Source organism: Vibrio lentus (assembly GCF_030409755.1).
GTDB lineage: Bacteria > Pseudomonadota > Gammaproteobacteria > Enterobacterales > Vibrionaceae > Vibrio > Vibrio lentus.
The window spans coordinates 1,222,400-1,247,032 of the sequence record NZ_JAUFQE010000002.1 but is presented as its reverse complement, the minus strand read 5'-3'; the positions used below and the strand labels follow the sequence as shown (position 1 = coordinate 1,247,032).

20 protein-coding genes are annotated in these 24,633 nt (G+C 44.5%); 12 read left to right on the top strand and 8 right to left on the bottom strand.

Features of this window, described 5'->3' with window-relative positions; all coding sequences use genetic code 11:
- Positions 1-6: 6 nt before the first annotated feature.
- From QWZ07_RS14115 to QWZ07_RS14090, 6 genes are all read right to left on the bottom strand, one after another.
- Positions 7-2,862 (bottom strand): formate dehydrogenase subunit alpha, encoded by a 2,856-nt coding sequence (locus QWZ07_RS14115; protein WP_102307847.1) that lies wholly within the window; start codon positions 2,860-2,862, stop codon positions 7-9.
- 10 nt (positions 2,863-2,872) lie between these two features.
- Positions 2,873-3,073, bottom strand: a complete 201-nt coding sequence (locus tag QWZ07_RS14110; RefSeq protein WP_029225905.1) for a twin-arginine translocation signal domain-containing protein — start codon at positions 3,071-3,073, stop codon at positions 2,873-2,875.
- Positions 3,074-3,149: 76 nt separating this feature from the next.
- Positions 3,150-3,782: a TorD/DmsD family molecular chaperone gene (locus QWZ07_RS14105; protein WP_192853709.1), complete on the bottom strand. Its 633-nt coding sequence runs from the start codon at positions 3,780-3,782 to the stop codon at positions 3,150-3,152.
- Between the two features lie 9 nt (positions 3,783-3,791).
- Entirely contained in the window at positions 3,792-5,453 is a 1,662-nt protein-coding gene (locus QWZ07_RS14100) for a 4Fe-4S dicluster domain-containing protein (RefSeq protein WP_192853710.1), read from the bottom strand.
- Between the two features lie 301 nt (positions 5,454-5,754).
- Positions 5,755-6,372 carry a DUF3306 domain-containing protein gene (locus QWZ07_RS14095; protein ID WP_192853711.1) on the bottom strand — a complete coding sequence of 206 codons (618 nt, stop codon included), beginning with the start codon at positions 6,370-6,372 and terminating at the stop codon, positions 5,755-5,757.
- Complete coding sequence (locus QWZ07_RS14090) at positions 6,362-6,826, bottom strand: DUF3305 domain-containing protein (protein WP_017112077.1); 465 nt, start codon at positions 6,824-6,826, stop codon at positions 6,362-6,364. The genes QWZ07_RS14095 and QWZ07_RS14090 overlap by 11 nt, the downstream gene beginning before the upstream one ends.
- A gap of 356 nt (positions 6,827-7,182) precedes the next feature.
- Between QWZ07_RS14090 and fdhD the strand changes: the two genes are divergently transcribed.
- The 10 genes from fdhD to QWZ07_RS14040 all read left to right on the top strand — a co-directional run bounded on the left by fdhD (position 7,183) and on the right by QWZ07_RS14040 (position 17,244).
- Positions 7,183-8,007 carry a formate dehydrogenase accessory sulfurtransferase FdhD gene (gene fdhD, locus QWZ07_RS14085; protein WP_017107095.1) on the top strand — a complete coding sequence of 275 codons (825 nt, stop codon included), beginning with the start codon at positions 7,183-7,185 and terminating at the stop codon, positions 8,005-8,007.
- A gap of 334 nt (positions 8,008-8,341) precedes the next feature.
- Positions 8,342-9,283 carry an MBL fold metallo-hydrolase gene (locus QWZ07_RS14080; protein WP_102339642.1) on the top strand — a complete coding sequence of 314 codons (942 nt, stop codon included), beginning with the start codon at positions 8,342-8,344 and terminating at the stop codon, positions 9,281-9,283.
- 1 nt (position 9,284) lies between these two features.
- Entirely contained in the window at positions 9,285-9,599 is a 315-nt protein-coding gene (locus QWZ07_RS14075; RefSeq protein WP_017112074.1) for a hypothetical protein, read from the top strand.
- Between the two features lie 113 nt (positions 9,600-9,712).
- The gene (locus QWZ07_RS14070) at positions 9,713-10,597 is read left to right on the top strand and encodes an MbnB/TglH/ChrH family RiPP precursor modification enzyme (protein ID WP_192853712.1); all 885 of its coding nucleotides are present in this window, start codon (positions 9,713-9,715) and stop codon (positions 10,595-10,597) included.
- On the top strand, positions 10,590-11,375 hold the full coding sequence (locus QWZ07_RS14065; protein ID WP_192853713.1) for an HvfC family peptide modification chaperone: 786 nt from the start codon (positions 10,590-10,592) through the stop codon (positions 11,373-11,375). The genes QWZ07_RS14070 and QWZ07_RS14065 overlap by 8 nt, the downstream gene beginning before the upstream one ends.
- Positions 11,372-11,980: an HvfX family Cu-binding RiPP maturation protein gene (locus QWZ07_RS14060; RefSeq protein ID WP_065112601.1), complete on the top strand. Its 609-nt coding sequence runs from the start codon at positions 11,372-11,374 to the stop codon at positions 11,978-11,980. The genes QWZ07_RS14065 and QWZ07_RS14060 overlap by 4 nt, the downstream gene beginning before the upstream one ends.
- Positions 11,981-12,088: 108 nt before the next feature.
- Entirely contained in the window at positions 12,089-13,705 is a 1,617-nt protein-coding gene (locus tag QWZ07_RS14055; RefSeq protein WP_192853714.1) for a cytochrome ubiquinol oxidase subunit I, read from the top strand.
- Between the two features lie 9 nt (positions 13,706-13,714).
- Positions 13,715-14,851: a cytochrome d ubiquinol oxidase subunit II gene (gene cydB / locus QWZ07_RS14050; RefSeq protein ID WP_192853715.1), complete on the top strand. Its 1,137-nt coding sequence runs from the start codon at positions 13,715-13,717 to the stop codon at positions 14,849-14,851.
- Positions 14,852-14,877: 26 nt separating this feature from the next.
- Positions 14,878-14,982: a cytochrome bd-I oxidase subunit CydX gene (gene cydX, locus QWZ07_RS14045; RefSeq protein WP_080585223.1), complete on the top strand. Its 105-nt coding sequence runs from the start codon at positions 14,878-14,880 to the stop codon at positions 14,980-14,982.
- A gap of 372 nt (positions 14,983-15,354) precedes the next feature.
- Positions 15,355-17,244, top strand: a complete 1,890-nt coding sequence (locus QWZ07_RS14040) for a methyl-accepting chemotaxis protein (protein WP_192853716.1) — start codon at positions 15,355-15,357, stop codon at positions 17,242-17,244.
- A 179-nt stretch (positions 17,245-17,423) separates the two neighbouring features.
- On the opposite strand, the gene QWZ07_RS14035 is transcribed toward QWZ07_RS14040, so the two are convergent.
- Positions 17,424-19,007, bottom strand: coding sequence for an ABC-F family ATPase (locus QWZ07_RS14035; RefSeq protein WP_017107090.1), 1,584 nt, complete (start codon positions 19,005-19,007; stop codon positions 17,424-17,426).
- A gap of 460 nt (positions 19,008-19,467) precedes the next feature.
- On the opposite strand from QWZ07_RS14035, the gene QWZ07_RS14030 reads away from it, so the two are divergent.
- Both QWZ07_RS14030 and QWZ07_RS14025 read left to right on the top strand, forming a co-directional pair.
- Positions 19,468-21,813 (top strand): ATP-binding protein, encoded by a 2,346-nt coding sequence (locus QWZ07_RS14030; RefSeq protein WP_017112067.1) that lies wholly within the window; start codon positions 19,468-19,470, stop codon positions 21,811-21,813.
- Position 21,814: 1 nt separating this feature from the next.
- A complete protein-coding gene (locus QWZ07_RS14025; RefSeq protein ID WP_017112066.1) occupies positions 21,815-22,702 on the top strand; it encodes a mechanosensitive ion channel family protein in 888 nt (295 codons plus the stop codon).
- Between the two features lie 149 nt (positions 22,703-22,851).
- Here the strand turns inward: QWZ07_RS14025 and QWZ07_RS14020 are convergent, their stop codons facing one another.
- Positions 22,852-24,471, bottom strand: a complete 1,620-nt coding sequence (locus QWZ07_RS14020) for a methyl-accepting chemotaxis protein (protein ID WP_192853717.1) — start codon at positions 24,469-24,471, stop codon at positions 22,852-22,854.
- Positions 24,472-24,633: the final 162 nt, after the last annotated feature.

Here is a 24,633-nt window from a genome sequence, read left to right as displayed (position 1 = left end):
GACTCCTTACGCTTTACGAATATTACAAAGGGTTACTTTCGTTTCCTGCATCAACGTGACAGGGTCGTAACCATATGTGGTTGCTGTATTGGCTGCTTCGCCAATAACGTAAGGATCAGTGCCTTCTGGGTACTTAGAACGCAAATCTTCGCCTTCGAACTTACCACCGAAGTGGAACGGCAAGAACGCTAAACCCGGTTTAACACGACGAGTAACCATCGCTTTCACCTTGATACGGCCTTTCTCAGCACCTTCAACCCAAACATCATCACCATCTTTAAAGCCAATGTCGTTTGCGTCTTTCGGGTTCACTTCAACAAACATCTCTTGTTGAAGTTCTGCTAGCCATGGGTTTGAACGTGTTTCTTCACCACCACCTTCGTACTCAACCAGACGACCAGAAGTCAAAATGATTGGGTATTCACCAGACTTATCTTGGTCTTGAATTGACTTGTACAACGTAGGAACACGGAAAATTGCTTCTTTGTCGTCCCAAGTTGGGTAATCAGCAACAAGATCACGACGTGGCGTGTAAAGTGGTTCACGGTGTAGAGGTACGCGGTCTGGGAATGTCCAAACAATCGCACGCGCTTTCGCATTACCAAACGGAATACAACCATGCTTGATAGCCACACGTTGGATACCACCAGAAACGTCAGTTTTCCAGTTTTTACCTTCCGCTGAAGCTTTCTCTTCTGCGGTTAGATCGTCCCACCAACCCAGTTGCTTCAGAAGTTTGTCACTGAATTCTGGGTAACCGTCTTTGATTTCGCTGCCTTTCGAGTAGCTGTCTTCCGCCAAAATACTTTGACCTTCGAACTCCACACCGAAACGAGTACGGAAGTTACCGCCGCCCTCTGCTACTGGTTTAGACGTATCGTAAAGGATATGCGTACCCGGGTGTTTCATTTCTGGGTTGCCCCAACAAGGCCACGGCAGACCGTAAGTCTCGCCATTCGCTGGGCCGCCTTCTGCAGCAAGTGTTGTTTTGTGGAACGTGTGCCAGTTCTGTTGGTGTTCTTTCAAACGCTCAGGGCTTTGACCTGTGTAACCGATCGTCCACATACCCTTGTTGAATTCACGAGTAATGTCTTCGATAAGCGGCTCGTTGTTTTCAACACGGATGTTTTTGAACAGCTGATCAGAGAAACCAAGCTTCTTAGAAAGAAGGTACATGATTTCATGGTCAGGTTTAGATTCGAACAAAGGCTCAACCACTTTGTCACGCCACTGTAGAGAACGGTTTGATGCCGTTACACTGCCGTAGGTTTCAAATTGAGTTGTTGCAGGAAGCAAGTAAACGCCGTCAGTACGATCGTTCATTACTGCTGCTACTGTTGGGTATGGGTCAACGATAACCATCATATCCAGCTTCTGCATCGCTTTCTTCATCTCAGGACCACGAGTCTGAGAGTTCACCGCGTGACCCCAGTAGAACATGGCACGGATGTTTTCGCGCTGACGGATGTTGTCTTTGTTTTCAAGTACACCATCAACCCAACGAGATACAGGAATACCTGCACTGTTCATTGGTTTTTGACCGCCGTATGCGTTGTCGTCAAAGCGTCCCTTGACCCAATCAAAGTCAACTTCCCAGACTTTAGACCAGTGGCGCCAAGAGCCTTCAGACAAGCCGTAGTAGCCTGGTAGTGTGTCAGACAGTACGCCAAGGTCAGTTGCACCTTGTACGTTATCGTGTCCACGGAAAATGTTTGCACCGCCGCCTGATTTACCGATGTTACCGAGCGCAAGCTCAAGTACACAGTAAGCACGAGTGTTGTTGTTACCGGTAGTATGTTGAGTACCACCCATACACCAAACAATACAACCCGGACGGTTTTCAGAAAGTAGTTTCGCAGTTTGGTAAACGTCTTCTTCGCTTACACCAGTCACACGCTCAACTTCTGCTGGGTTCCATTTCGCTACTTCTTCACGGATTTCTTCCATGCCGAATACACGTTGGCGAATGAACTCTTTGTCTTCCCATTGGTTTCCAAATACATGCCATAAGATGCCCCAAATGAAGGCAACATCTGAACCCGGGCGAAGAGAAACATAGTGATCAGATTTCGCAGCAGTACGCGTACGACGAGGATCCGCAACAACGATCTTACAGTTGTTCTTCTCTTTCGCGATCAGGATGTGTTGCATCGCAACCGGGTGAGCTTCTGCAGGGTTCGAGCCAATGAATAGCATTGATTTACAGTTGTGCATGTCATTGAACGAGTTTGTCATCGCACCGTAACCCCAAGTGTTTGCAACACCCGCTACTGTGGTTGAGTGACAAATACGCGCTTGGTGGTCAACGTTGTTTGTTCCCCACAAAGACGCCATCTTACGGAATGCGTAAGCTTGCTCGTTACTGTGTTTTGCACTACCTAGGAAGTAAACCGAATCAGGGCCAGACTCTTTACGAAGTTCTAGCGCCTTGTTGCCGATCTCTTCAATCGCTTGTTCCCAAGAAAGCTTCTTCCACTTACCGCCTTCCAATTTCATTGGGTACTTAAGACGACGTTCACCGTGGCCATGCTCACGCAGTGCTGCGCCTTTCGCACAGTGTCCACCAGCGTTAAATGGGTGATCGAAAGCAGGCTCTTGACCCGTCCACACACCATTTTGAACTTCAGCGTAGATACCACAACCCACAGAACAGTGAGAACAGATAGTACGTTTTACTTCTGTTTTCGCTTCTGGGTCGACTGATTTAGCCTGTGCTTTCTTCATCATGCCCGGTGCGAATAGACTTGCGCCTACAACCGCGCCACCAGCAGCAAGTGAAGTGTTTTTCATGAAGGCGCGACGAGACACACCTAGCTGATTGGTTTCTTTGCTCACACTATCGGAGCGTTTGACAAGTTTCATCCGTTATCTCCTAAAGTGTGTCGTAGTAATCGCGAATATGTTGCGTTTCACGATAGCCCGTCTTCTTCACGTCTTTTTCAGGCATTTCAACAGTTTCTGAAGCGGTTGCCACTTTGGTTGTACCAGCGACAACGGCACCAGCAACGGCTGCAGTCGTTAAACCTTTGAGTAAGTCTCTACGGCTTGTATCTATTTCTTTATTATCTTTCATCATTGCTTCCTTACCTTGCGGTAGATCTTTTTGGAGGCTTCATGCCCCTCTATCGATATAATCGCGTACTGCTCGATTACTCGTAATCAGTGACGTTTTTCACATCAATCTTTAATTTGTGTTTACTGCTTTTTGTATTCACGCTGAAACGAACCTGCTCCAACGTTAAGAATGCTTCACATAGTTGAGCTGCAGATTTGTAGAAGTTTGCACTCTCTGCTGCTTCAAGCTGACGTGTAAAAGAGTTAAACCAAGGCCCGATATGTTTATTGAAAACGGCTTGTTGTAACGCGTCTTCTTCACCGGTTAGCATCGCCATTACTTCACAAAGAGCCGCGATATGATCTTCAGGCTCTTTAACCTGCTCATCACGCTCAATGCCAAGCAATTCAAGATCGTGACGGATCTCAGCTAATGGTTTCTCCATCATCGATCCTGTTCTATGCCAAGATCCAAATGGAACAATCTCTCCACGACCAATGCCAATGAAAAGATTCTGATATTCATCTTCTAGTGCTTCGCGGTTTGATTCGGTTGCTGCTTGTTGAATCGCAATCCAAGCCCTTTGCATCGCACTCTCAGACGCTTCAATGTCTAGCGTCTTTAGAAAGTCGGTCACCTCTTCAGAAGGTGCGCTACGAAACAATGCAGAAAGAACCAGATAGATTTCAGTTCTTAGTGTCTGTTCTTGATCTAAATGAGTATCCAAGTCCAACTCCTAGTATTTCAATTGTTTCAATGGGTCTTGAGCCATTGAATCGAACATGTCTACCACACGGCAGTCTTCACACATCGCAATACGATTAATTGCTGTCTCATCCGAGAAATGAGAGTGACCGCGTAACTTATTCTGTAGCATGTCAATCATAGACTGTGGTGCGAATGGCTTATGACAACGTAAACATTCCGCTGCTTTCTCTTCATGAATCACAACAGCCTTCTGACGTTCTTCTTTTACCCAATTCATTCTAGGAGTCAGAGTAAGAACATTCTCAGGACATGCCTTTTCACACAGACCACATTGAATACAGTCTTGTTCTACAAACTTAAGCGATGGAGACGCGCCGTCGGTATGCAGCGCACGTGTTGGACACACAGCCACACAACTCATACACAAAGTACAATCTTTGCTTTCACACGAAACCGTGCCGTATGGCGCATTCGAAGGCAGCTCAACAATGTTTTCAACCGGAATACGAGATGAAGACATAGCATCGAGTGCTGTGAATAAACGTTGACGCTTATTGCCTTGAAGATCGCCAAGTGCAAGGTCGAATGAATCAACACATAGTGTCGGAGGACCTTCGCGAAGCGATTCTAGGTAAAGGATATCGATGGTTTCTTTCGGAATACCAATCTGGTCAAGAAGCTCTTGAGCGATCCCGACTTCGTTATTCAGAACGCGAATGATGGTTTCTGGCATAAAGCGAGAAGCTGCAAACAGAACTTGAGTTGCGCCGTTAACCAAAGCAGCAAACCACGTATCAATACCAATAGATGGCAGTTCTTCAACCACAATCGAAATCACGTTATCTGGCAGTGCCTTTAACGCCATCACATTGTAGGTTTCATGACGAGAGCTACAGATAAGCACGATAGGATCCAGGCCGCCCGCTTGCTCATAGTTAGCTAGCGTACGTTCAATGAATTTTTGGGTATCGTCAGGATTTGGAAGCGCATAGGTAATGGCTTCTGTAGGACAGCTCGTTGCACAAGTCCCCACGCCTTGACATAGGTAAGGGTTAATCTCGATCTTGTGGCCTGTCTTATCTGAACCTTCACTTGAAAGAGCGCCAGCAGGACAAGCATCAACACAACGCTCACAGCCTTTAACGCCACGAGAACTGTGTGCACAAAGGTCTGTGTCTAAACGGAAGAACTTAGGCTTATCGAACGTGCCCATTAGCGTTGGAATCTCTTCTAACGCTTCAGCCAGTTTTGGATAACCGCGCCCTACTGGATAATAACCAGGAACAGGTACTTCTTCAGTCATGCAACTATTCAGGCAAAGGTCTAAAACCACATCGAAACAATCGTGATTAATAGCCACTTTTGCCAAGTTGCTTGATGTGCCTTTGCTTTCAATCAGAACTTCAAACGTGCCAAGGAAACCGGATACTTGAACCGAATTAGCGAAGTAAAGTTCTGGGTTAGTTCCCTTTTCTCCATCTGTAGAAAGTAAAGTTAGACTCGTCAGCTGAGGTAATTGCGCAGCCGCACTCTCAATGATCTTTGTTGGACCAATGATGAGTGTGTTTCCCCCGCTCTCATAACTTACTGTCGGTGGAATTAGGTTTGTTAATTCAACTGTATTTTCAAATGTATACAGTCTTGCTTTAGCGTTATTTGAAGTTGCTTGTTCTAATAATTGTTTAAGCATTGCTCAGTTCCATCTTTGGACATGGATAATCTGTTCAATCTTCATTGTAGTTAGCGTTAGAGAACTTGCTGAGTAATCGGTTAACAACTAATGGTTTCATTAGCTATTCATTATCTAGTCAACCTTACTCGGGCTATCTACAAAAAAGTCGATAATGAACGATATTTAGCAAATGCCATGCCAATTTAATAATTGATTATTTTCAATGGATTAGCGTAATTTTTAGTTTGTTAAGCTTATGAAAAAGCCGCTTGGGACATTTTGTCGCAAGCGGCTCATTGAGTGTTTAGTCAAAATGTACCTATTCTTTGTGTGGTATATTTTGTCCCATCTCTTTTAGGTCATCTTCGTTAGTCTCAGTATCACTATTGCCGACCACTGTGTTTTTATACAGTTCTTTTTCTTCCCCCGCAATTTCGTCACTTTTACTAAGTTCTGATTCGGTTTCTTCGGATTCATGAATAGAGTCATTAATCTCATCAATCAAAGTTTCTTCTTCATTATCAGCGACTTGTTCAGGTTCGTTTACTGTGTCTTCTTCTGTCTTATCTTTTACCCAATCGCGAAGAGTTTCTGCAACACCTTCAGAAAGAGTCTTCAAATTACTGTAATCGTCGTCGTAATCGTCCAAGCCATCACGCACGTTAAACTCCTCTGAGAGGAATAATTTACGTAATGCGGCTTTTTTTACGCTTTCTGAGGCTTCTGACACTAATAATTGAGCAACAGACAAATCTTCAGTGGCTTCTGGTTCTGGATCTTGAACGTCAGCAGCGTCAACTTCTTCATTGGTTTCTAAAGCGTCACTCTCTAAAGACTGAGGCGCTGCTGCTTCCAGTGTTTGCTCTACTTCCAAAGGTTCGTCAGTGGTTCCATCAAGCTTTCGTTGAGACCAACGGCTAAAGAAGTTAGTTGCCATTTGATCTACCCGCACCTTTACGTTTCTTACGTCTTGCTTCTAGCAACTCACCATGACGGCCGATGAAGGCTTCCATCCAAGCCTGTACGGGCAAAGGAATATCGTAAGACAACACTTGATTGTCTCCATCCATATACTGCCCTGCGACCGACTGAGAAGCTGTCAGCAATTGAATAACGGGCTTAACACCTGAATCAACGTTATCCATCACTAAGAATAGCTTTGGTTGTTGGGAGCTTAAATTGAAACGGTAGTCAGTACGCTCGTCTTTGTGTAACTGAAGTAAACAAACGTCTGGGGCGTCATCTTCTGGTGACAGTTCAAACCCCATCAATTCCCATTGAGTGGTTACCCAGATACCTGTTTTGATCTCTTTCTCTATTCTTTGGACACCTATTGGCCAAGCTGCTTCTGTTTTTTCATATTGTTCTTTGAATTCTTTTATCTCAGACATACTTCACCCAATTGATTTTCTTTGGTCTGAATGTGCTTAGGACATTTTGTACTTAGCTCAATCATATAAGCGCTATAAAGCAATAAACACGCCAATACACGTTAACTTTTACCATCTTACATGATGGCTTTCGTTATTAAGTCGTATCTATAACGGTAGTCGATACACGTAAATTCAGACAACTCCACTCGGTGAACTCTCATATTTTGCGCTATTTTAATCGAATGCTTCATGTTTTCCTGAATACCCGTTATTTTGGAATAAGATTTGCTTTAAGCATGAGTTAAAGAATCGATTAACAGGATCGGCGTTAGACCCTCTTGTTACAACCCTATCTCATTTAGTAGGAAGTGATTGTGGTAAAACCAAACATAATAAAAACTAGCGAAAACCCACTTCAAACAATCGAAGTTGAAGTATTTGATGAATATGGTGAGAAGCTAACCAAACAGATCGCTTGCGAACGCCCTCTTACCGTCATGTTGAACTGGAAAGAGATCGTAACCCTGATGACGCTCGGCTCACGCCCTGAATCTTTAGTCTTGGGTTATTTGAAGAACCAAAGCTTCCTTTCTGACCCTGAAGCGGTTGAATCTATCATCATTGATTGGGAAACCAGCTCTGCAGCGGTTATTACCAATGAAGATACGAGCCAGCTTGAGCAAGCGCTTAAGAAGAAGACGGTGACCTCTGGCTGCGGTCAGGGCACCATGTTTGGTAACGTGATGAAGCAGTTGGAAGATTACCAGGTGCCTCAAACCAAGATTAAGCAATCTGAAATTTACACCGCTCTAGAAGCACTAACTCATTACAACGACACTTACAAGAAAGCTGGCGCGGTCCATGGTTGCGCTGTTTGCAAAGACGACAAGGTTCTATCGTTTGTTGAAGATGTTGGCCGTCACAATGCGGTAGATACGTTGGCTGGTGAGATGTGGCTTAACAAAGAGTCTGGTGAAGATAAGATTTTTTACACTACTGGCCGCCTGACTTCTGAAATGGTCATCAAAGTAGCGCAGATGGGTATTCCTGTTCTGTTATCACGTTCAGGCGTAACGCAAATGGGTTTAGATTTGGCTCAGCAATTTGGTATCACGACCATTGCTCGCGCTAAAGGCCTGCGTTTCCAAGTGTTCACTGGCGCAGAGAAGATTGAATTCGATGTAAAAGGTGACCAGTAAACGATCATTCGTTTTAGACATTGGTTATCTATTAGAATTAAGGTGCAAATGTAAGCTTGCACTTTAATTCCACCGTTCTTCTCGTTCCAAACTCCCAAACTCCCCCCTATTTCTCAAGTACATTTCCCTTTTCGAAACGAGTTCGATCTTTTCGTTTGGTTTTATTGAACGTTATTTTCAAATTAACTAGATATACCGAACGTTAACAATTCTTTATCTTGTGTTCCGTGAACAGAGCGAAGCACGCACTTATTGTGCTGCTTGGCAAAAGCTTCACTTCTTTGAATGCTCACTTCGAAGAAAACACATAAGAAACAAAGAATTGGATAACAATATGAAACAGCCTTTAAAAGCTCTAGCAATCGCTCTTGGACTGACCTTGGGCGCCAACTGTCACGCAATTGAACTTAAGCCAGTGGATACGGATTTTACGTTACAAATACTGGGTTCTGGCGGTCCTATCTCGGATGACTTACGTGCATCATCCGGTGAAATCGTATGGTGGAAAGGTAAATCACGAATCATGATTGATGCCGGTGGCGGTGTTTACCTACGTTTTGGTCAAGCGGGTGCAAAACTTGAAGACCTAGATTTCATGGGTATCACTCACTTCCATACCGATCACGTTAATGATTTACCTGCTCTCCTTAAAGGTGGCTACTTCTTTGAACGTGAAAAGGCATTGGAGATTTCAGGTCCAACCGCAGGTTCTGCATTCCCAAGCCTTAACGGTTACTTCGCAGCGAATTTTGACCCAGACCATGGCGCATACGCTTACCTTGCAGGTTTATACGATGGAACCGATGGCCTATTCCCAGTCAATCTTACCGATGTTGACTATCAATCCACAGTGCCAACCGTTGTTTACGAAAAAGATGGTTTGAAGATCACAGCTCTGGGTATTCCTCATGGTGATGTGCCTTGTCTCGCTTACCGAATCGAAAGTGAAGAAGGCGTGATGGTGATTTCAGCTGACCAAAATGGTAGCAACCCTGCGTTCTTAGACTTCGCGCGTGGCGCCGACATCATGATGATGCCAATGGCGATTCATGAACAAGCCGATGGTGTTTCTACATTCATGCACGCCAAGCCTTCTGTCATCGGTGAAATTGCTAAAGAGATCAATCCAAAAATGTTGGTACTTAACCACTGGATGGGTCTAGGTCTTAAGCGCAAATCTGAATCGATCAAAATCGTACGCGAATACTACGATGGGCCAATCATGTCTGGTCGTGATTTGGCTAGTTTCCCTATGTCTGCTGTAAAGGAGAAATAATATGAACAACAAAATCGCCCTATCAATCGCGATCACCTCTGTGATTAGCCTTAACTCTGCAATGGCGTTTGCTGATGCACCTGCCGAAGCCCCTGTTGAAGCGAAACAATCTTCAGGACACGGAGGTAAATGTGCCGCGGGTAAATGTGGTACAGAAAAACGCTTCGAAAAAGCGGAACTGACAAGCAACCCTCAAGACCGTTTAGTGCGTGCACGTGATGGGAAATGTGGCTTAACGGCTGAAGGTATCTCGCCAAGTAAAGAGCGCATCTTAATGGCGAATAGCAAGGTGACAGGTGGTGTATGTGGCCAGTAGAAACGCATAACACTATTGCTTTAAAAACTGGAGCTTTAAAAACTAATACTTTAAAAACTAAAGCTTCAGCATCAAATGACCGAGCCCCTAAAAACAGAGAGTTAAACTATAAAGTGCGAACCATTCAGAATACAGACAAAGGCATTGGGCTACGCAGTGAGCATATTGAACTGCTCGCTCGTTCCCCAAAGCACCCTGATATCGATTTTCTGGAATTAGCTCCCGAGAACTGGATGAGCCTAGGCGGACTTAAGCGCGAACAACTACAGGATATAGCGAAGCAATACCCTTTGATCGCACACGGTTTGAGCTTATCCATTGGAGATTGTCAGCCGCTTAATACGAAGTTTGTTCGTCAGGTTGGTCAATTTCTCGATGAACTGAATATTCAGGTATACAGCGAACATTTGAGTTTCTCTCGAGACAGCCAAGGGTATCTCTATGAACTGTTACCTGTGCCACGCCGCGCAGAAAATATCGGCTATCTTGCGGACAGAATCAAACAAGTCCAAGACATCATTCAACGTCCTTTGGTCATGGAGAACATCTCTTATTACCACAATTACGGAGATGAGATGCCTGAGGGCGAGTTTATCGCTGAAATAGCAAAGCGCAGTGGCTGTGAGTTGTTGGTCGATATCAACAATCTTTATGTAAACAGTCAGAACCACCACTTTGATGCAACTGAAATGCTTAAGGCTTTACCAAGTGATGCTATTCGCTATTACCACATTGCTGGGCATTTGGTTGAAAGTAACAGATCGGTTGAAGGTGACCGGTCGCTACTTGATACCCACGGTATGGAAGTACAGCAAGAGGTTATCGATTTGGCGCGTTATGTATTCGATCTTCATGGCAGCAAACCGTTGTTACTTGAAAGAGACAACAACGTACCTCCTTTGGTTGTGCTTAGTGAAGAGTTACGAACAGTGCATCGTCAGGTATTGAACGCAGGTGTTGCTCATCGTCCAATGAATCAGGAGTTGGTTTATGCATAACCCTCCTAGCATGATGATCAGTCAAACGCAGGCGTTAACCGCATTGATACGTTCGCCACTTGAAGACAACGCAGTGTGTCGATACAGCGAATTCATTAGAGACAACGTATTTGGTGTATTGAACAACACATTCCCGCTGTTTTGTCAGCAAGTCGACCAAGACCAACTACTGATGTTAGTTGATGAATTTGTGGTCGTGCATTACGCCTCAGAGCCAGAGTTTCATCATATAGCAACTGAGTTTGTCAGCTTTGTTCAACGTCGAACTCAACCAATGTACATCTCTAGTTTGAGTGATTTGTCTACCTTGAGTGCGAGTCATGAGCTTACAGCCGATCAACTCGCGGTGTTGGAGTACGAATGGTGTGCCTTTTGCGTTGAGATTGATTCTTCAAAGCAAGTTCTGCCTTTGTCGCGAACGCGTGACTTTCACGTCGATGAACGACAGCTTCAATTGGGTATGTTAGTCAACAGTACGATGAAGCTCGTGCAGGTACCTTTCATTATTCATGGTGAGTCGCTGACGTTTCTAACACAAAGGCGGTATCCCGTTTATTACGCGATTTATCGCGACTCTGACCAACGCGTCAACACGATAAAACTAAGAGAAATTGATGTTGCGATTATCCAAATAATCCAACAGCAACCAAATCGTTCTTTAGCCGATATAAAACAAATAATTGCTCAACAATTGGCGAGATTCGAATTTATTAATTGGGTCGAACACTTCAGTGAAATTGAACTGATTGGCGTTCACTCTTTAGGAGAAAAATTATGATTAAGTCAGCCCTCAGCTGGTACGACGCTATTGTCGACAAATGCAAACAATACGATTACTTAGTACTGCTTTCAGTTCGTCTCTATTTGATTCCGGTTATTTATGTCGGTGCACGCTCTAAAGTGCTGGGCTTCTCGGGAACTGTGGCATGGTTTGGTGCCTCGGCAGCCGATGGTGGTCTTAATCTTCCCTTCCCAGAGTTATTGGCATTCCTAGCGGCAGCGACCGAAGTATTGGGTTGTATCTGTATCGCGTTAGGTCTGTTTACTCGCTTTATATCAATTCCAATGATTTTCATGATGAGCGTCGCGAGTGCAATGGTTCACTGGAAACACGGTTGGGATGCAATTGCGACTGGCGATATGGAAGCAACCATTCGACTTAATGGCTTCATCGAGTGGCTTTCGGTTAATTTCCCAGGTCGTTACAACTACATCACTGAACTTGGCGACCCGGTAATGCTGAACAACGGTATGGAGTTCGCAGGCACCTACTTCGTGATGCTGCTGGTACTGCTTGTTTACGGTGGTGGCCGTTACGTGAGTGCAGATTACTGGCTACGTAAACAGTTCTCTAAAAAACAAAACAAAGCACTTCGTTGGTAATAGATTCTTTTCATTCAGCTACATGTAAAACCTTTAATTAGTTCTCTCTAATTATCATCTTATTTTCCATTGTCTTACCCGTCACACTCGTGGCGGGAAGGAGTTTTTATGCTTACAGATGTCGTTGATCTGTCGCGGTTTCAATTCGCAAGTACCGCTCTTTATCACTTTATATTCGTCCCCCTAACTATAGGCCTCTCCTTCTTACTCGCAGTGATGGAATCGCTGTATGTCATGACCAACAAAACCATCTACAAGGACATGACCAAGTTCTGGGGTAAATTGTTTGGTATTAACTTTGCGGTCGGTGTTGCTACCGGCCTAACCATGGAATTCCAATTCGGAACCAACTGGGCTTATTACTCGCATTATGTGGGCGACATATTTGGTGCCCCACTGGCGATTGAAGCGCTTGTTGCGTTTTTCTTGGAATCAACCTTAGTCGGTATGTTCTTCTTCGGTTGGGACAAGCTCTCTAAGCGTCAGCACTTATCGGTAACGTGGTTGACGGCCTTAGGTTCAAATTTCTCCGGTCTGTGGATTCTGATGGCCAATGGCTGGATGCAAAACCCAGTGGGCGCAGAGTTTAACTTCGAAACCATGCGTATGGAGATGACAGACTTTGTCGAAGTGATCTTCAACCCAGTGACTCAAGTGAAGTTCGTGCATACCGTTGCGGCAGGTTATACAACCGGCGCGCTATTTATTATGGGTATCAGTGCTTACTACATGCTTAAAGGGCGTGATTTAGCGTTCGCTCGTCGTTCATTTGCAGTTGCAAGTGCTTTTGGTATGGCTGCGATTGTGTCGACAGTGATGCTAGGTGATGAATCTGGTTATGAGTTGGGAGATGTTCAACAGGTGAAGCTAGCGGCTATCGAAGCTGAATGGCACACCGAAGAAGCCCCTGCCTCATTTACATTGTTCGGGTTCCCAAACCAAGAAACCATGGAGACGGACTACGCGATTAAGATCCCATACGTGATGGGTATTATCGCAACGCGTTCTTTGGATACGCCAGTTGTCGGGATTCATGATTTATTGGCAAAGAATGAAGAACGTGTTCGCAGCGGCATCTTAGCTTATGGACTATTAGAAAAACTACGTTCTGGTGATAAATCACAACAAAATATCGATGAGTTTGAATTGGTTAAACATGATCTTGGTTATGGATTACTGGTTAAGAAATACAGCGATAACGTGGTGGATGCAACAGAGCAACAGATCAAACAAGCAGCAAAAGACACAATCCCAACGGTAGCCCCGCTATTCTGGAGTTTCCGCATCATGGTGGTGTGTGGCGTCTTAATGTTCGCCATTATAGGTCTTTCATTCGTACAAATTTGTCGCCGTAAGATTGGTACCAATCGTTGGTTATTGAAAGCAACGATATGTGCGATTCCACTTCCTTGGATTGCTTGTGAAGCAGGTTGGTTTGTTGCGGAATATGGCCGTCAACCATGGGCAATTGGTGAGATTCTACCAGTCAACATGGCGGTTTCTAATCTACCCGCTTCAAGTCTGTGGATCTCTATCGGCTTGGTTTATTTGTTCTACACCGCGTTCTTGATTATAGAAATGTTCCTGATGGTTAAGTTTGCGAAAATGGGCCCGAGCGCACTGAAGACTGGTCGCTATCATCATGAGCAATCAAACCAAGATCTTGCTATTACAGGTGAGCAAAGCGCACCGCGTCAGTTAGATAAAACTATCGATCTTCATTAAGGAATTCAGATGTTTGATTACGAAAATCTTCGCCTGTTTACATGGGCAGTTATTGGCGTGTTGTTGATCGGTTTTATCATTACCGATGGATTCGACATGGGCGTTGCGGCGTTGCTCCCTGTTCTAGGAAAGTCAGAAGTTGATCGACGAATCATGATTAACTCGATTGCCCCTCACTGGGACGGTAACCAAGTATGGTTAGTTACGGCGGGTGGCGCTATCTTCGCGATATGGCCTGCAATCTACGCGGCTGCGTTCTCCGGATTCTATTTAGCCATGATTTTAGTATTGGCGACCTTGTGGTTAAGACCCCTCGGTATGGATTACCGCGCTAAGATCGACAATCCGCAATGGAAGAAAGCTTGTGATATTGCGCTTATCGTCAGTGGCTTCATTCCTCCGGTTATCTTTGGTGTTGGTTTCGGGAACTTGATGATTGGCGTTCCGTTTGAATTTAATGAATTGCTAATGATGTCATACCAAGGTGGTTTCTGGGATCTACTCACGCCCTTCCCACTGCTATGTGGCTTGGTGAGCTTGGCGATGGTTGTCACGCAAGGCGCGGCATTCCTACAGATGAAAACGACGAGTGATTTAAAACAACGCGCACAGAGAGTGATCGTATGTATGGCGCTTGTCACTGTCGTTCTGTTTATTGTTGGTGGGCTATACGCATATACACTTCCGGGTTACCTGATTACTAGCCCAGTTGTGACCGATGGTGTTTCAAACCCATTACTAAAGCATGTAGTGAAGTTTGATGACTTACTGCTACATAACTACGAAAACTACCCGATACTTTTGGCAATTCCCGCTCTAGGTATCATCGGAATGCTGAGTTGTGCCGTGATGACTCGACTTAACCGCGCTGGTTTGGCCTTCGCTTCTTCGAGCTTATCAATAGCAAGCATCATAACGACAGCGGGCGTTGCCCTATTCCCAATGATCATGCCGTCTAGCTTGATGCCTTCGCATAGTTTAACGCTATGGGACGGAACATCGAGTGAGTTAACACTGAGCATTATCTCGGTTGTCGCAGTTATCGTGGTGCCAATTATTTTGGGTTACACAATCTGGTGTTACTACAAAATGTTCGGTCGACTAGATAGCCAATACATTCACGATAACAGTTCGTCACTGTATTAATTAGAGATGAAATAGGAGGATAACCTATGTGGTATTTATGTTGGGTACTGGGCGTATTATTAGCCTGCGCGTTTGGAATTATTAATGCGCTATGGCTAGAACACACCGACTTTCTTGATGAACAAAACTGAACGGTAGATTCAGTAATAAGTGTTAACGAAACAATAAGCTAACTCACTTAAAAGCCTTCATTAAATGCGATGCCTACGATCTCAAAGATCACCGACATTCGTGTTAATGAGGGCTTTCTTATTCATGCCTTGTTCTATATGAGTTCTATGTATCTAAGCTTTTTGTATCGTAGCCTTTGCGTATTGCATCAAGGGAACTGGCGTCTCAAATCGCTTAGTTTTTGCATATCAGGTTTTAAGTAACCTTTGCTACCAATGAACCTTGCTTTAACAACCTCATAAGCTATTAGTTACATATTCATCATTTTAATGAATCTATTAATTACAAAACAAAGATGAATATTAACGTCACTGGCTTAAAGGGAATTAACCATGAGTAATCCATCGGAAACTCAGCGTCATTCGCTGTCTCTTTCAATACGCAGTAAATTCATTCTAATCAACCTCACCCTGTTTGTTTCAGTCTTTATCTATGCGATTTACGAGCAGTTCAGCTTAGATAAGCTTGAATCCTTGGAGCGAGCTGCCTCTGAAAACTTGAGGAGCTCTGTTGACCTACTAACCCTGAGGCGACACGAAAAAGATTTCTTATCTCGCCACGATAACAAATACGCAGAACGCTTCGACGAAACCGCCAACACCCTGAATCAACGATTGGTGACTTTGAACCAAACTCTAGCTTCACACGAGCTTCATTTGTCTGACCAAATGACACGGATTTCGGATACCCTTCATCAATATCAAAAGCAGTTTCACCAAATTGTCGAACAAGTAAATAACATTGAACGTACGACCGCGCCCTTAGGCTTTGTCGCTGCGTTAGATACCAAAAGAAACAAATTAAAATCAGCGATCGAATCTGAATCGAGTTTGGCTTTAGAGCTTGCGCTATTGGAGTTGATTGAAAAAGATTTCCACTATCTCGCTCATATCAATGACCAAACCCATATGGCGTTAGCAGATGCTCTTAAAGAGTTTGAACCCTACTCTCAAACGTCCGTTGCGACAGAGCAAGCCTATTCGGACTACAAAGCTGCGGTTGAAACGCTCCTATTGGCCAACACCAATTTAGGCTTGTCGGCAGAACTCGGTCTTAGAGGCGCCTTACGTAGCAACGTCCACCAAACAGAACAAGCCATTGAAGCCGTACAAACCGAGATAAGTCAAGCTATCACCACAGCGGGTACACATACCAAAAACACCCTACACCTTTTTGGTGCGGCGATTGTTGCGCTGCTCTCTTTGCTGTTGGTGTTTATTGGTCGCAACATACTTGCGCGAATCAAAGCGATAAACGTGATGATGGAATCAATTGCCAATGGAGATGGCGATTTAACTGTGCGCATGAACGCCAAAGGCAACGATGAACTTGCTCAGTTGGCGCATTCCTTCGATACCTTCATCAATAAACTGCATGGCAATATTAAAGAGCTGTCTGGCGTAATGACGGTGTTGACCGATAGTTCGTGCAGCTCTGAAGAAGCGGCAATCAAAAGTATGAGTAATGCTGAAAAGCAGAAGCAACAATCTGAATCAGTAGCGACGGCAGTTAATGAGTTGGTGATGACCAGTAATGAAGTGACGGCGAACATAGAAAACGCGGCGATGAACGCTGAAAAGATCAAAGATAATGCACATCAAGCGTTGCAAGAAACCCACGCAACTAATGACAGCATTAATGTGCTGGCCGAGAACATTGCTGAGTCTCAAAACCTAATTGTTCAGCTCGAAGATCAGAGTCGCGAAATCAATCAAGTCGTTACTACGATTCAAGGTATAGCGGAACAAACTAACCTACTCGCGCTAAATGCAGCGATAGAGGCTGCGCGTGCTGGTGATCATGGTCGTGGGTTTGCAGTCGTTGCTTCCGAAGTGCGAGAGCTTTCGCTAATGACTAACGATTCAACCCATCAAATTGAATCGACCATTCATGGCCTAACGTCGGGAATAGCAAAAACGGTCGCGAAGATGTCAGTGAGCTTAGAGCAAACAGGCCTAGTTAAGCATCAAACCAAAGACGTGGTGAATGCGATTGAAGGAATACACTTTCAAGTCGGGGAAATGTTCGACTTAAACAGCCAGATTGCCACGGCGTCTGAAGAACAGTCCATGGTATCAGCGGAGATTGACCGCAGCATCACTGATATCGCCCACTTGGCGAGTGATACTCATACAGTGGTATCTGGGTCTGTTCGTTGCAGTGAACAAGTATCGAACGTGAGTGTGAAGCTAGAGAAGATTGTGGCGCAGTTTAAATATTGATTAGCAATAAGTATTTGAGAGCAACCACTCGACTTATTTGCGATGAAAAAGCTGATATGAAAAAACTGGCATCAAAAACATAGATAAACAAAAGGCCTCTATCTTATTCACAAAGATAGAGGCCTTTCTATTCAGGAATACGTAATAACGTTGTATTACGTAATCATGTTTAATGTGTACTAAGCGCGTGCTTTCAAGAACTCAGCGTAAGTACCACGGAAGTCGTTGATCTTACCGTCTTTGATTTCAAGAACTCGAGTCGCTAGAGAGTCTACGAATACGCGGTCGTGAGATACGAAGAACAATGTGCCTTTGTAGTTCTCAAGAGCCAAGTTAAGCGCTTCGATAGATTCCATATCCATGTGGTTCGTTGGTTCATCCATTAGAAGGATGTTTGGCTTGTGCATCATGATCTTGCCAAGAAGCATACGACCTTGCTCACCACCAGAGATAACCTTTACAGATTTCTTGATGTCGTCTTGGCCAAACAGCATACGACCTAGGAAGCCACGAACAACTTGCTCGTCTTCGCCTTCTTGACGCCACTGGCTCATCCAATCAAATAGGTTCATGTCTTTTTCAAAATCATGTGCGTGATCTTGAGCGTAGTAACCGATGTTTGAGTTTTCAGACCACTTGTACTCACCTTCGCGCGCTTCTAGAGCCCCCGCTAGTGTGTTAAGAAGCGTTGTTTTACCTACGCCATTCTCACCGATGATAGCAACACGCTCACCCACTTCGAAAATCGCATCGAACTTGTTGTATAGGTCTTCTTCAAAGCCTTGAGCTAGGTTTTCAACCACAAGTGCGTTACGGAATAGTTCTTTAGACTGTTCGAAACGGATGAATGGGTTTTGACGGCTAGACGCTTTAACTTCGTCTAGTTGAATCTTGTCGATCTGTTTAGCACGAGACGTTGCTTGTTTCGCTTTAGATGCGTTAGCAGAGAAACGAGAAACGAACGTTTGAAGTTCAGCAATTTGTGCTTTCTTCTTAGCGTTATCAGAAAGTAGACGTTCACGAGCTTGTGTCGCTGCTGTCATGTACTCATCGTAGTTACCTGGGAACAGACGAAGAGCGCCGTAATCAAGGTCAGCCATGTGTGTACAAACTGAGTTTAGGAAGTGACGGTCATGCGAAATGATGATCATTGTGCAGTTACGTTGGTTAAGCGTATCTTCCAACCACTTGATGGTGTCCATGTCCAGGTTGTTCGTTGGTTCGTCAAGAAGCATGATATGCGGGTCTGCAAACAGTACTTGAGACAATAGAACACGAAGTTTCCAACCAGGTGCTACTTCACTCATTAGACCGAAGTGCAGTGATTCTTCAATACCTACAGCAAGAAGAAGCTCACCGGCTTTAGCTTCTGCCATGTAACCGTCCATTTCAGCGAACTGAACTTCAAGGTCAGCTACCTTCATGCCGTCTTCTTCGCTCATTTCAGGCAAAGAGTAAATGCGGTCACGCTCTTGCTTAATAGCCCAAAGCTCTTTGTGACCCATGATAACCGTGTCGATTACCGTGAATTCTTCGTAAGCAAATTGGTCTTGGTTTAGTTTAGCTACGCGCTCGTTTGGATCGTAGCTTACGTTACCAGCACTTGGTTCAAGTTCACCTGATAGGATCTTCATGAACGTCGATTTACCACAGCCATTCGCGCCGATTAAACCGTAACGGTTACCTTCGCCGAACTTAACTGAAATATTTTCGAAAAGTGGCTTAGCGCCGAATTGTTGAGTGATATTTGCTGTGGAGATCAATGCCTTTACCTTTTTAATGTGAAAAACGCCGCAACGTTACTTCTTCGGGGCTTTAACTTCAAGTATTGATTGCAATTACAGGCCATTAAGTGAGTGATAACCTAGCCAAATCATAATTTGAGCTGACTCACACTTTTGATTTTCTATTTGTGTTCATTAAAACGCCACAATGAGGAAAATACAAAATAGCGAACAGCCGTCGATAATAGGGTTTATATAACGCCTTAAATCCCACGGATAATTGAATATATCGCACGGCGCATCGTTACAACCTAACCTACTTTCCCCTATTTATTTTCGGTATTGGCTGATGCTCAAATACTAGCCCAAACCCTGACAATTTCATGACAAAGATGAAAGAAACAGGAATAAAGTACTCGCCCCCGAAAAAGGGTTAGATTTCACAAAGCACCATTATCTAACTATAGTAATCCTAACCTCATAATTCTAAGAGACTTTTATGCGTTCATTATCGCGCTTCTTATTGTTCACTTTGGCCATGATCTCTTGGCCTAGTCATGCCAACTTGGAATATGACTTACAGTCACGTCCTCAGGTGTCTGACATTGCCCAAGATCTGGATCAACGCATTAATGCACTCCCCGACCCTCTGTTTATGGAAGCGGCTGACAAACGTAAGGTCAATGTTTTATTGGCTGAAGTGCTTCGTGTCCAAAACCAACAAATCGCAACCTTTGATCAACAGCTTCTGGATTATCGAAAAAACAGCGATGCGGATCTGTGGTTCGATGTTGAATCGAGCTACGTAACATTAAACAGTTTAAATGTGAGTAAGCAGCACTTACTTGAGCAGACGACTACCGCGAACAAAGAGCGCCTAACGGGTTTTGGCCCTTATGGTGTCACACAGTTTAAGCAAGAGTGGCGACTGACTAAGCTCAACGTTGAATATCTGGTGTATTTCCAAACTCGTAGCTTCAAAGCGTTGATAAAAGACATCTTCATTTCACCAGTTCCTGTGATTGGCGCGTCTTTGAAAGTGCTGTTTATTTACTTTGGTTTGGTGTGGTGGCTATCAAACAGCACGCGCCTGATTGAATTGTTCCGAGTTAATTTCTTAGAAGCGAAACAGAATCCTCCATTCTTGGTGCGTTTGATTTGGTACGTGAGTCGTGCCCATCGAGCGATAGCGTGGTTAATCGCGATTACTATTTCGTTGCGTATTCTCTCAAGCATACCGAGCTTGCAGCACTTAATTTTCCTCGAGATCTTTACGTGGTGGATTCTCGGTGGCTCGATAGCAATCAGCTTTATTCTTGAGTTTGCTTACCGATTAGGTCGCACATCAAACCAAGAAGTGATTGCATTGCGCCTCTCGACCATTCGTCGTTACGTGTGGAGCTTCATTGTCGCGGGTGTGATTCTGCAGATTTCGATTCGTACGCTAGGTAAAGGCACGATCTACAGCTGGATCTACAGTGCGCTGTTCTTCTGGTTTGTTCTTGTGACTATCTCAGTATTGAGGCTATGGCGCGCAAAAGTGTTTGATGCGCTACAACATATTTCAGATCGCCCTGTATGGGTGAACTGGGCTGTGAATCGCCAAGACACATTTATTCTCAATATACTGGCAACCGCAATTGGTATTGTATGGCTATCCGTTTATACCTTCCAGCATCGTATTATGGCGCTGTTATCCGGTTATACCCTGTTTAGTCAGGCGCTTGCTTATCTATTTAGAATTGAAGTCGCAAAACAGTCCGACCTTGATAAGAACCAACAGAACCTCGTGAGAATCAAAGGCGATCAAACCTTTGAATACGTTCTGCCAGGTTCAATCGATAGCACCTTGATTGACTATGCGGGCGATGAAGTTAAACAACTTAACCGTTATCTGATGTCTGACAGCCCAGCGATTTGTATTGTGTCTGGTGAGCGTGGCGTGGGTTCAACAACGCTGCTCTACACATTGCTACATAAAGTCACCAACGCTGAGCCAATTTACGTTAGCTGTCCTTATGCGGGTTACAAAGAGTTTCTTTGCCACTTAGCTGTAAGCATCGGATTAGAAGAAGAAGCGACTGAAATTCAGATTCTGGCTCACTTACGTAAAAGCGAAACCACTTACCTGATCGCGATCGACAACGCACAACGACTTGTTAAGCCGATGGTTGGCGGATTGTCTGATCTGATTCGCTTAACCAACTTACTGCGCCGTTCTAAAAAGAACCACCGTGTAGTGATGTCGATTGCTAAATCAAGCTGGCGATTTGTCGATAGAGCTCGTGGTGAGCGTCTATTGTTTGATTTCGTGTGTTTCCTACCTCGTTGGACTGAGAAGCAAATCGGCGAGTTACTAACAAGCCGTATCAATACCGAGTTAGAAAAGCCGTTGTCGTTTGATGGCTTGGTGGTTCCTAAACAGTGGGATCAAGATGAGATGACAGAAGAAGAACGTGCTCGCCAAGGCTTCTATCGAATTCTATGGCATTACTCTGATGGTAACCCCACAGTGGCGCTCCGCTTCTTCCGTTTATCTCTCAATAGAAACAAAGACACCGACCAAGCTGTCGTCAGGCTGTTCCATGTGCCTGAAGCGCAAGAGTTAGAGAACATGCCCAAACCCATGCTGGCCGTGCTTCGATCGATTGTTCAGCTAGAGATAGCCTCCCCTGAGGTTCTGTCTGACTGTACTCAACTGAGTATTGCTGAGATTACGGGCATTTTGCGCTACTTCGAAAGTCGAGGTTACATTGGTTGGAGTGAAGAGAAGGCAAAAATTTCCGATCACTGGTTCCGCCACATTACTAACGTTCTCGACCGTCAACATTTATTGGTGAAGTAAAATGAAGAAATTATTTATCCTATTACTTGTTGGCCTTGCGACTACTGTGAGTTTTCCGACCTTCGCGACGGAAGAGCTGGCCAACGTAGAAAACATCTCGAAGATTGCGAGCTTGGTACGATGGAGTGGCGTATTTTTCTCCGCTATCGTCATTGCCGCAATGTGGCTATTGCTCAAATTCATCAACTCCTTGGTAACGAGCTTTGGTAGCCAATTTGTTCAATATCGAATGCTACTGCAAAAGCTTCAGTCGTTTATGCAGTTCTTCATCTATGTGAGCACGGGTCTGATCGTGTTTATGATGAGCTTTCGTATCAACGACCAAATACTCGCTCTGATTGGTGGTACCCTCGCCGTATCTGTTGGCTTTGCACTTAAAGACTTGGCGGCTTCTTTTATCGCGGGTATCACGGTGATGATCGATAGACCCTTTCAGGTTGGTGACCGTGTCACGTTCGAAGGTAACTACGGCGACATTATCACTATTGGTTTGCGTTCTGTTCGTATGAGAACGCTGAACGATGACATCATCACGATCCCGAACAACAAGTTCTTGAATGAAGTGACGACGAGCGGTAACTATGGCGCATTGGATATGCAAGTGGTGATCCCTTTCTATGTCAGCATGGATGAAGACATCACCCTAGCCCGTGACCTAATTCAAGAAGCCGCGTCTTCAAGCCGTTACATCCACTTGCCTAAGCCTGTTACGGTTCTGGTTAAACAGACGATTACGGATAACTACCTAGCAATACAGTTAACTTGTAAGGCTTATGTGGTCGATACGGCGTATGAGAAGTTGTTTGAAACAGACATTACCCTTCGAGTAATGAAAGAGTTTAAGAAGCACAACATTAACCCACCGAAAATTTCAGTGGCAACGCATTGATCGAGATTGGCTTAACGCGCTCCTTTTGCTGAGCAAGTTACCAATCCAGTCATCTACAAACAAAAACACCTCCGAACTTGTCTTAAGTGCGGAGGTGTTTTTTTATGAGGTTTAGCTTAAACCTTGCTCGGTAAAAACCTAGGTCGGACTTAAACCTTAAAGTACTTCAACTGATCAGTAAGGTGTTCTGTGGTGTTGGCCATTTTCTGGCTGTCTTCTGCCAGCGACTGTGAAGCTTGCAGTACTTCGTTAGCCGCCAGATGAATCCCAGTGACACTTTCACTCATTTCGGTTGCTACCGTGCTCTGTTGTTCCGAGGCTGCTGCAATTTGAGCCACCATGTCGTTGGCGTTGTGCAGCTCATTCACAATCACATCCAGTTGTTGGCGTGTTTCATTCGAGGCCACGACACTGTGATCCACTTTCTCGTTACTGCTTTGCATCGCTTTAAAGGTGCGCTCGGCTTGCTGAGTGAGTTTCTCAATTGTCGATTGCACTTCATTGGTTGAGTTCTGAGTACGACTAGCAAGGTTACGAACTTCGTCTGCTACAACCGCGAACCCTCTTCCTTGTTCACCCGCACGTGCCGCTTCTATCGCTGCGTTGAGTGCCAATAAGTTAGTTTGTTCTGATACATCACGAATCACGCTGACCACTTGGCTTATTTCGCTAACACCGGACTGTAGATCTCTTACCAATTCGTTTGCCGTAGAGATGTTTTCTGAAACTTGAGAGATCGTCTTAGACGTGACCTGCATGTTCTTGTCGTTTTGATTGGCATGATCGACCACTTTATTGGTACTCGCCGCTGTGTTCTCTGCATTAACCGCGACATCAGAAATGGTGGCACTCATTTCCGTCATCGCGGTAGACAATAACTCAAGCTGAGCATGTTGTGAATTGACACTGGTCGCCGCCTCTTCACTCGCTTGAGCAATGTGGCTTGCCATGTTACTGGACAGGTCCGCAGATTCATTGGCGGTACGCAGCGTGCTTTGCAATTTATCGAGCATGGTGTCGATCTGTTGGCTCATATCGCCTAGCTCATCTTTACGCGTCATATTCATACGCACACGAAGATCACCATCGGCAATCTTATGGGTGTTGTCGATAAGCTTATTGAGAGGCACAAGGATGTTATTGGATATCGCGTAGCCCATCGCAAACAACAGACCAGACAACACAACCGCAACCATCCCTTCTTTAATCGCCAACGCATAGAACGCATCTTGAATATCAGCGACCAATATTCCAGACCCTAGCACCCAGTTCCATTCAGGGAACAGTTGTACGTATGAGATCTTGTCTTTCAACTCTCCATTCGGGCTCTTCCATTGGTAGTCAAGAAAGCCTTTCTGTTGCGCTGTTTGAGAGATGGTGACCATCTCACGCCAGTGTTGCTTGCCTGCGCCATCTCTTAAGTTACCCGCATTTTTGCCATTGAGTTCTGGCTTGAGTGGATGACTAATGATGTTGAGTTGTTGGTTTAAGATCCAAAAATAGTTGGTGCTGTCATAGCGAAGCGTTTCAATAGCTTGCAGTGCTTGTTTCTTTGCTGTCTCTTCGCCAAGAACATTTCGTTGGTCATAATAGTGTTGAGCTAGGCTGACCGCTGTTTCGACTTGTGCACTGAGTTTATCTTGCCGCTCTTCCATGGAGCTAGCGCGCTGTTGCATTAAATTAAAAGTGGATGCCATTACCAATAGAACAACCGATAAAATAACGATGGATACGAGTTTTGATTTGATAGATAAGTTACTTAATTTCATAGCTGACTGACTTTATTATTTGTTTTGATTATGGATTTTCGACCAAGTTATCAAAATTTCGTACAGTTCAGATGATATGCATCAAGATCAAAAGATATACACCATGTTACATAGCTAAAAGGAGGTGCTCGTCAAACGGGCAGAGGTTGAGATTTGGTTGGC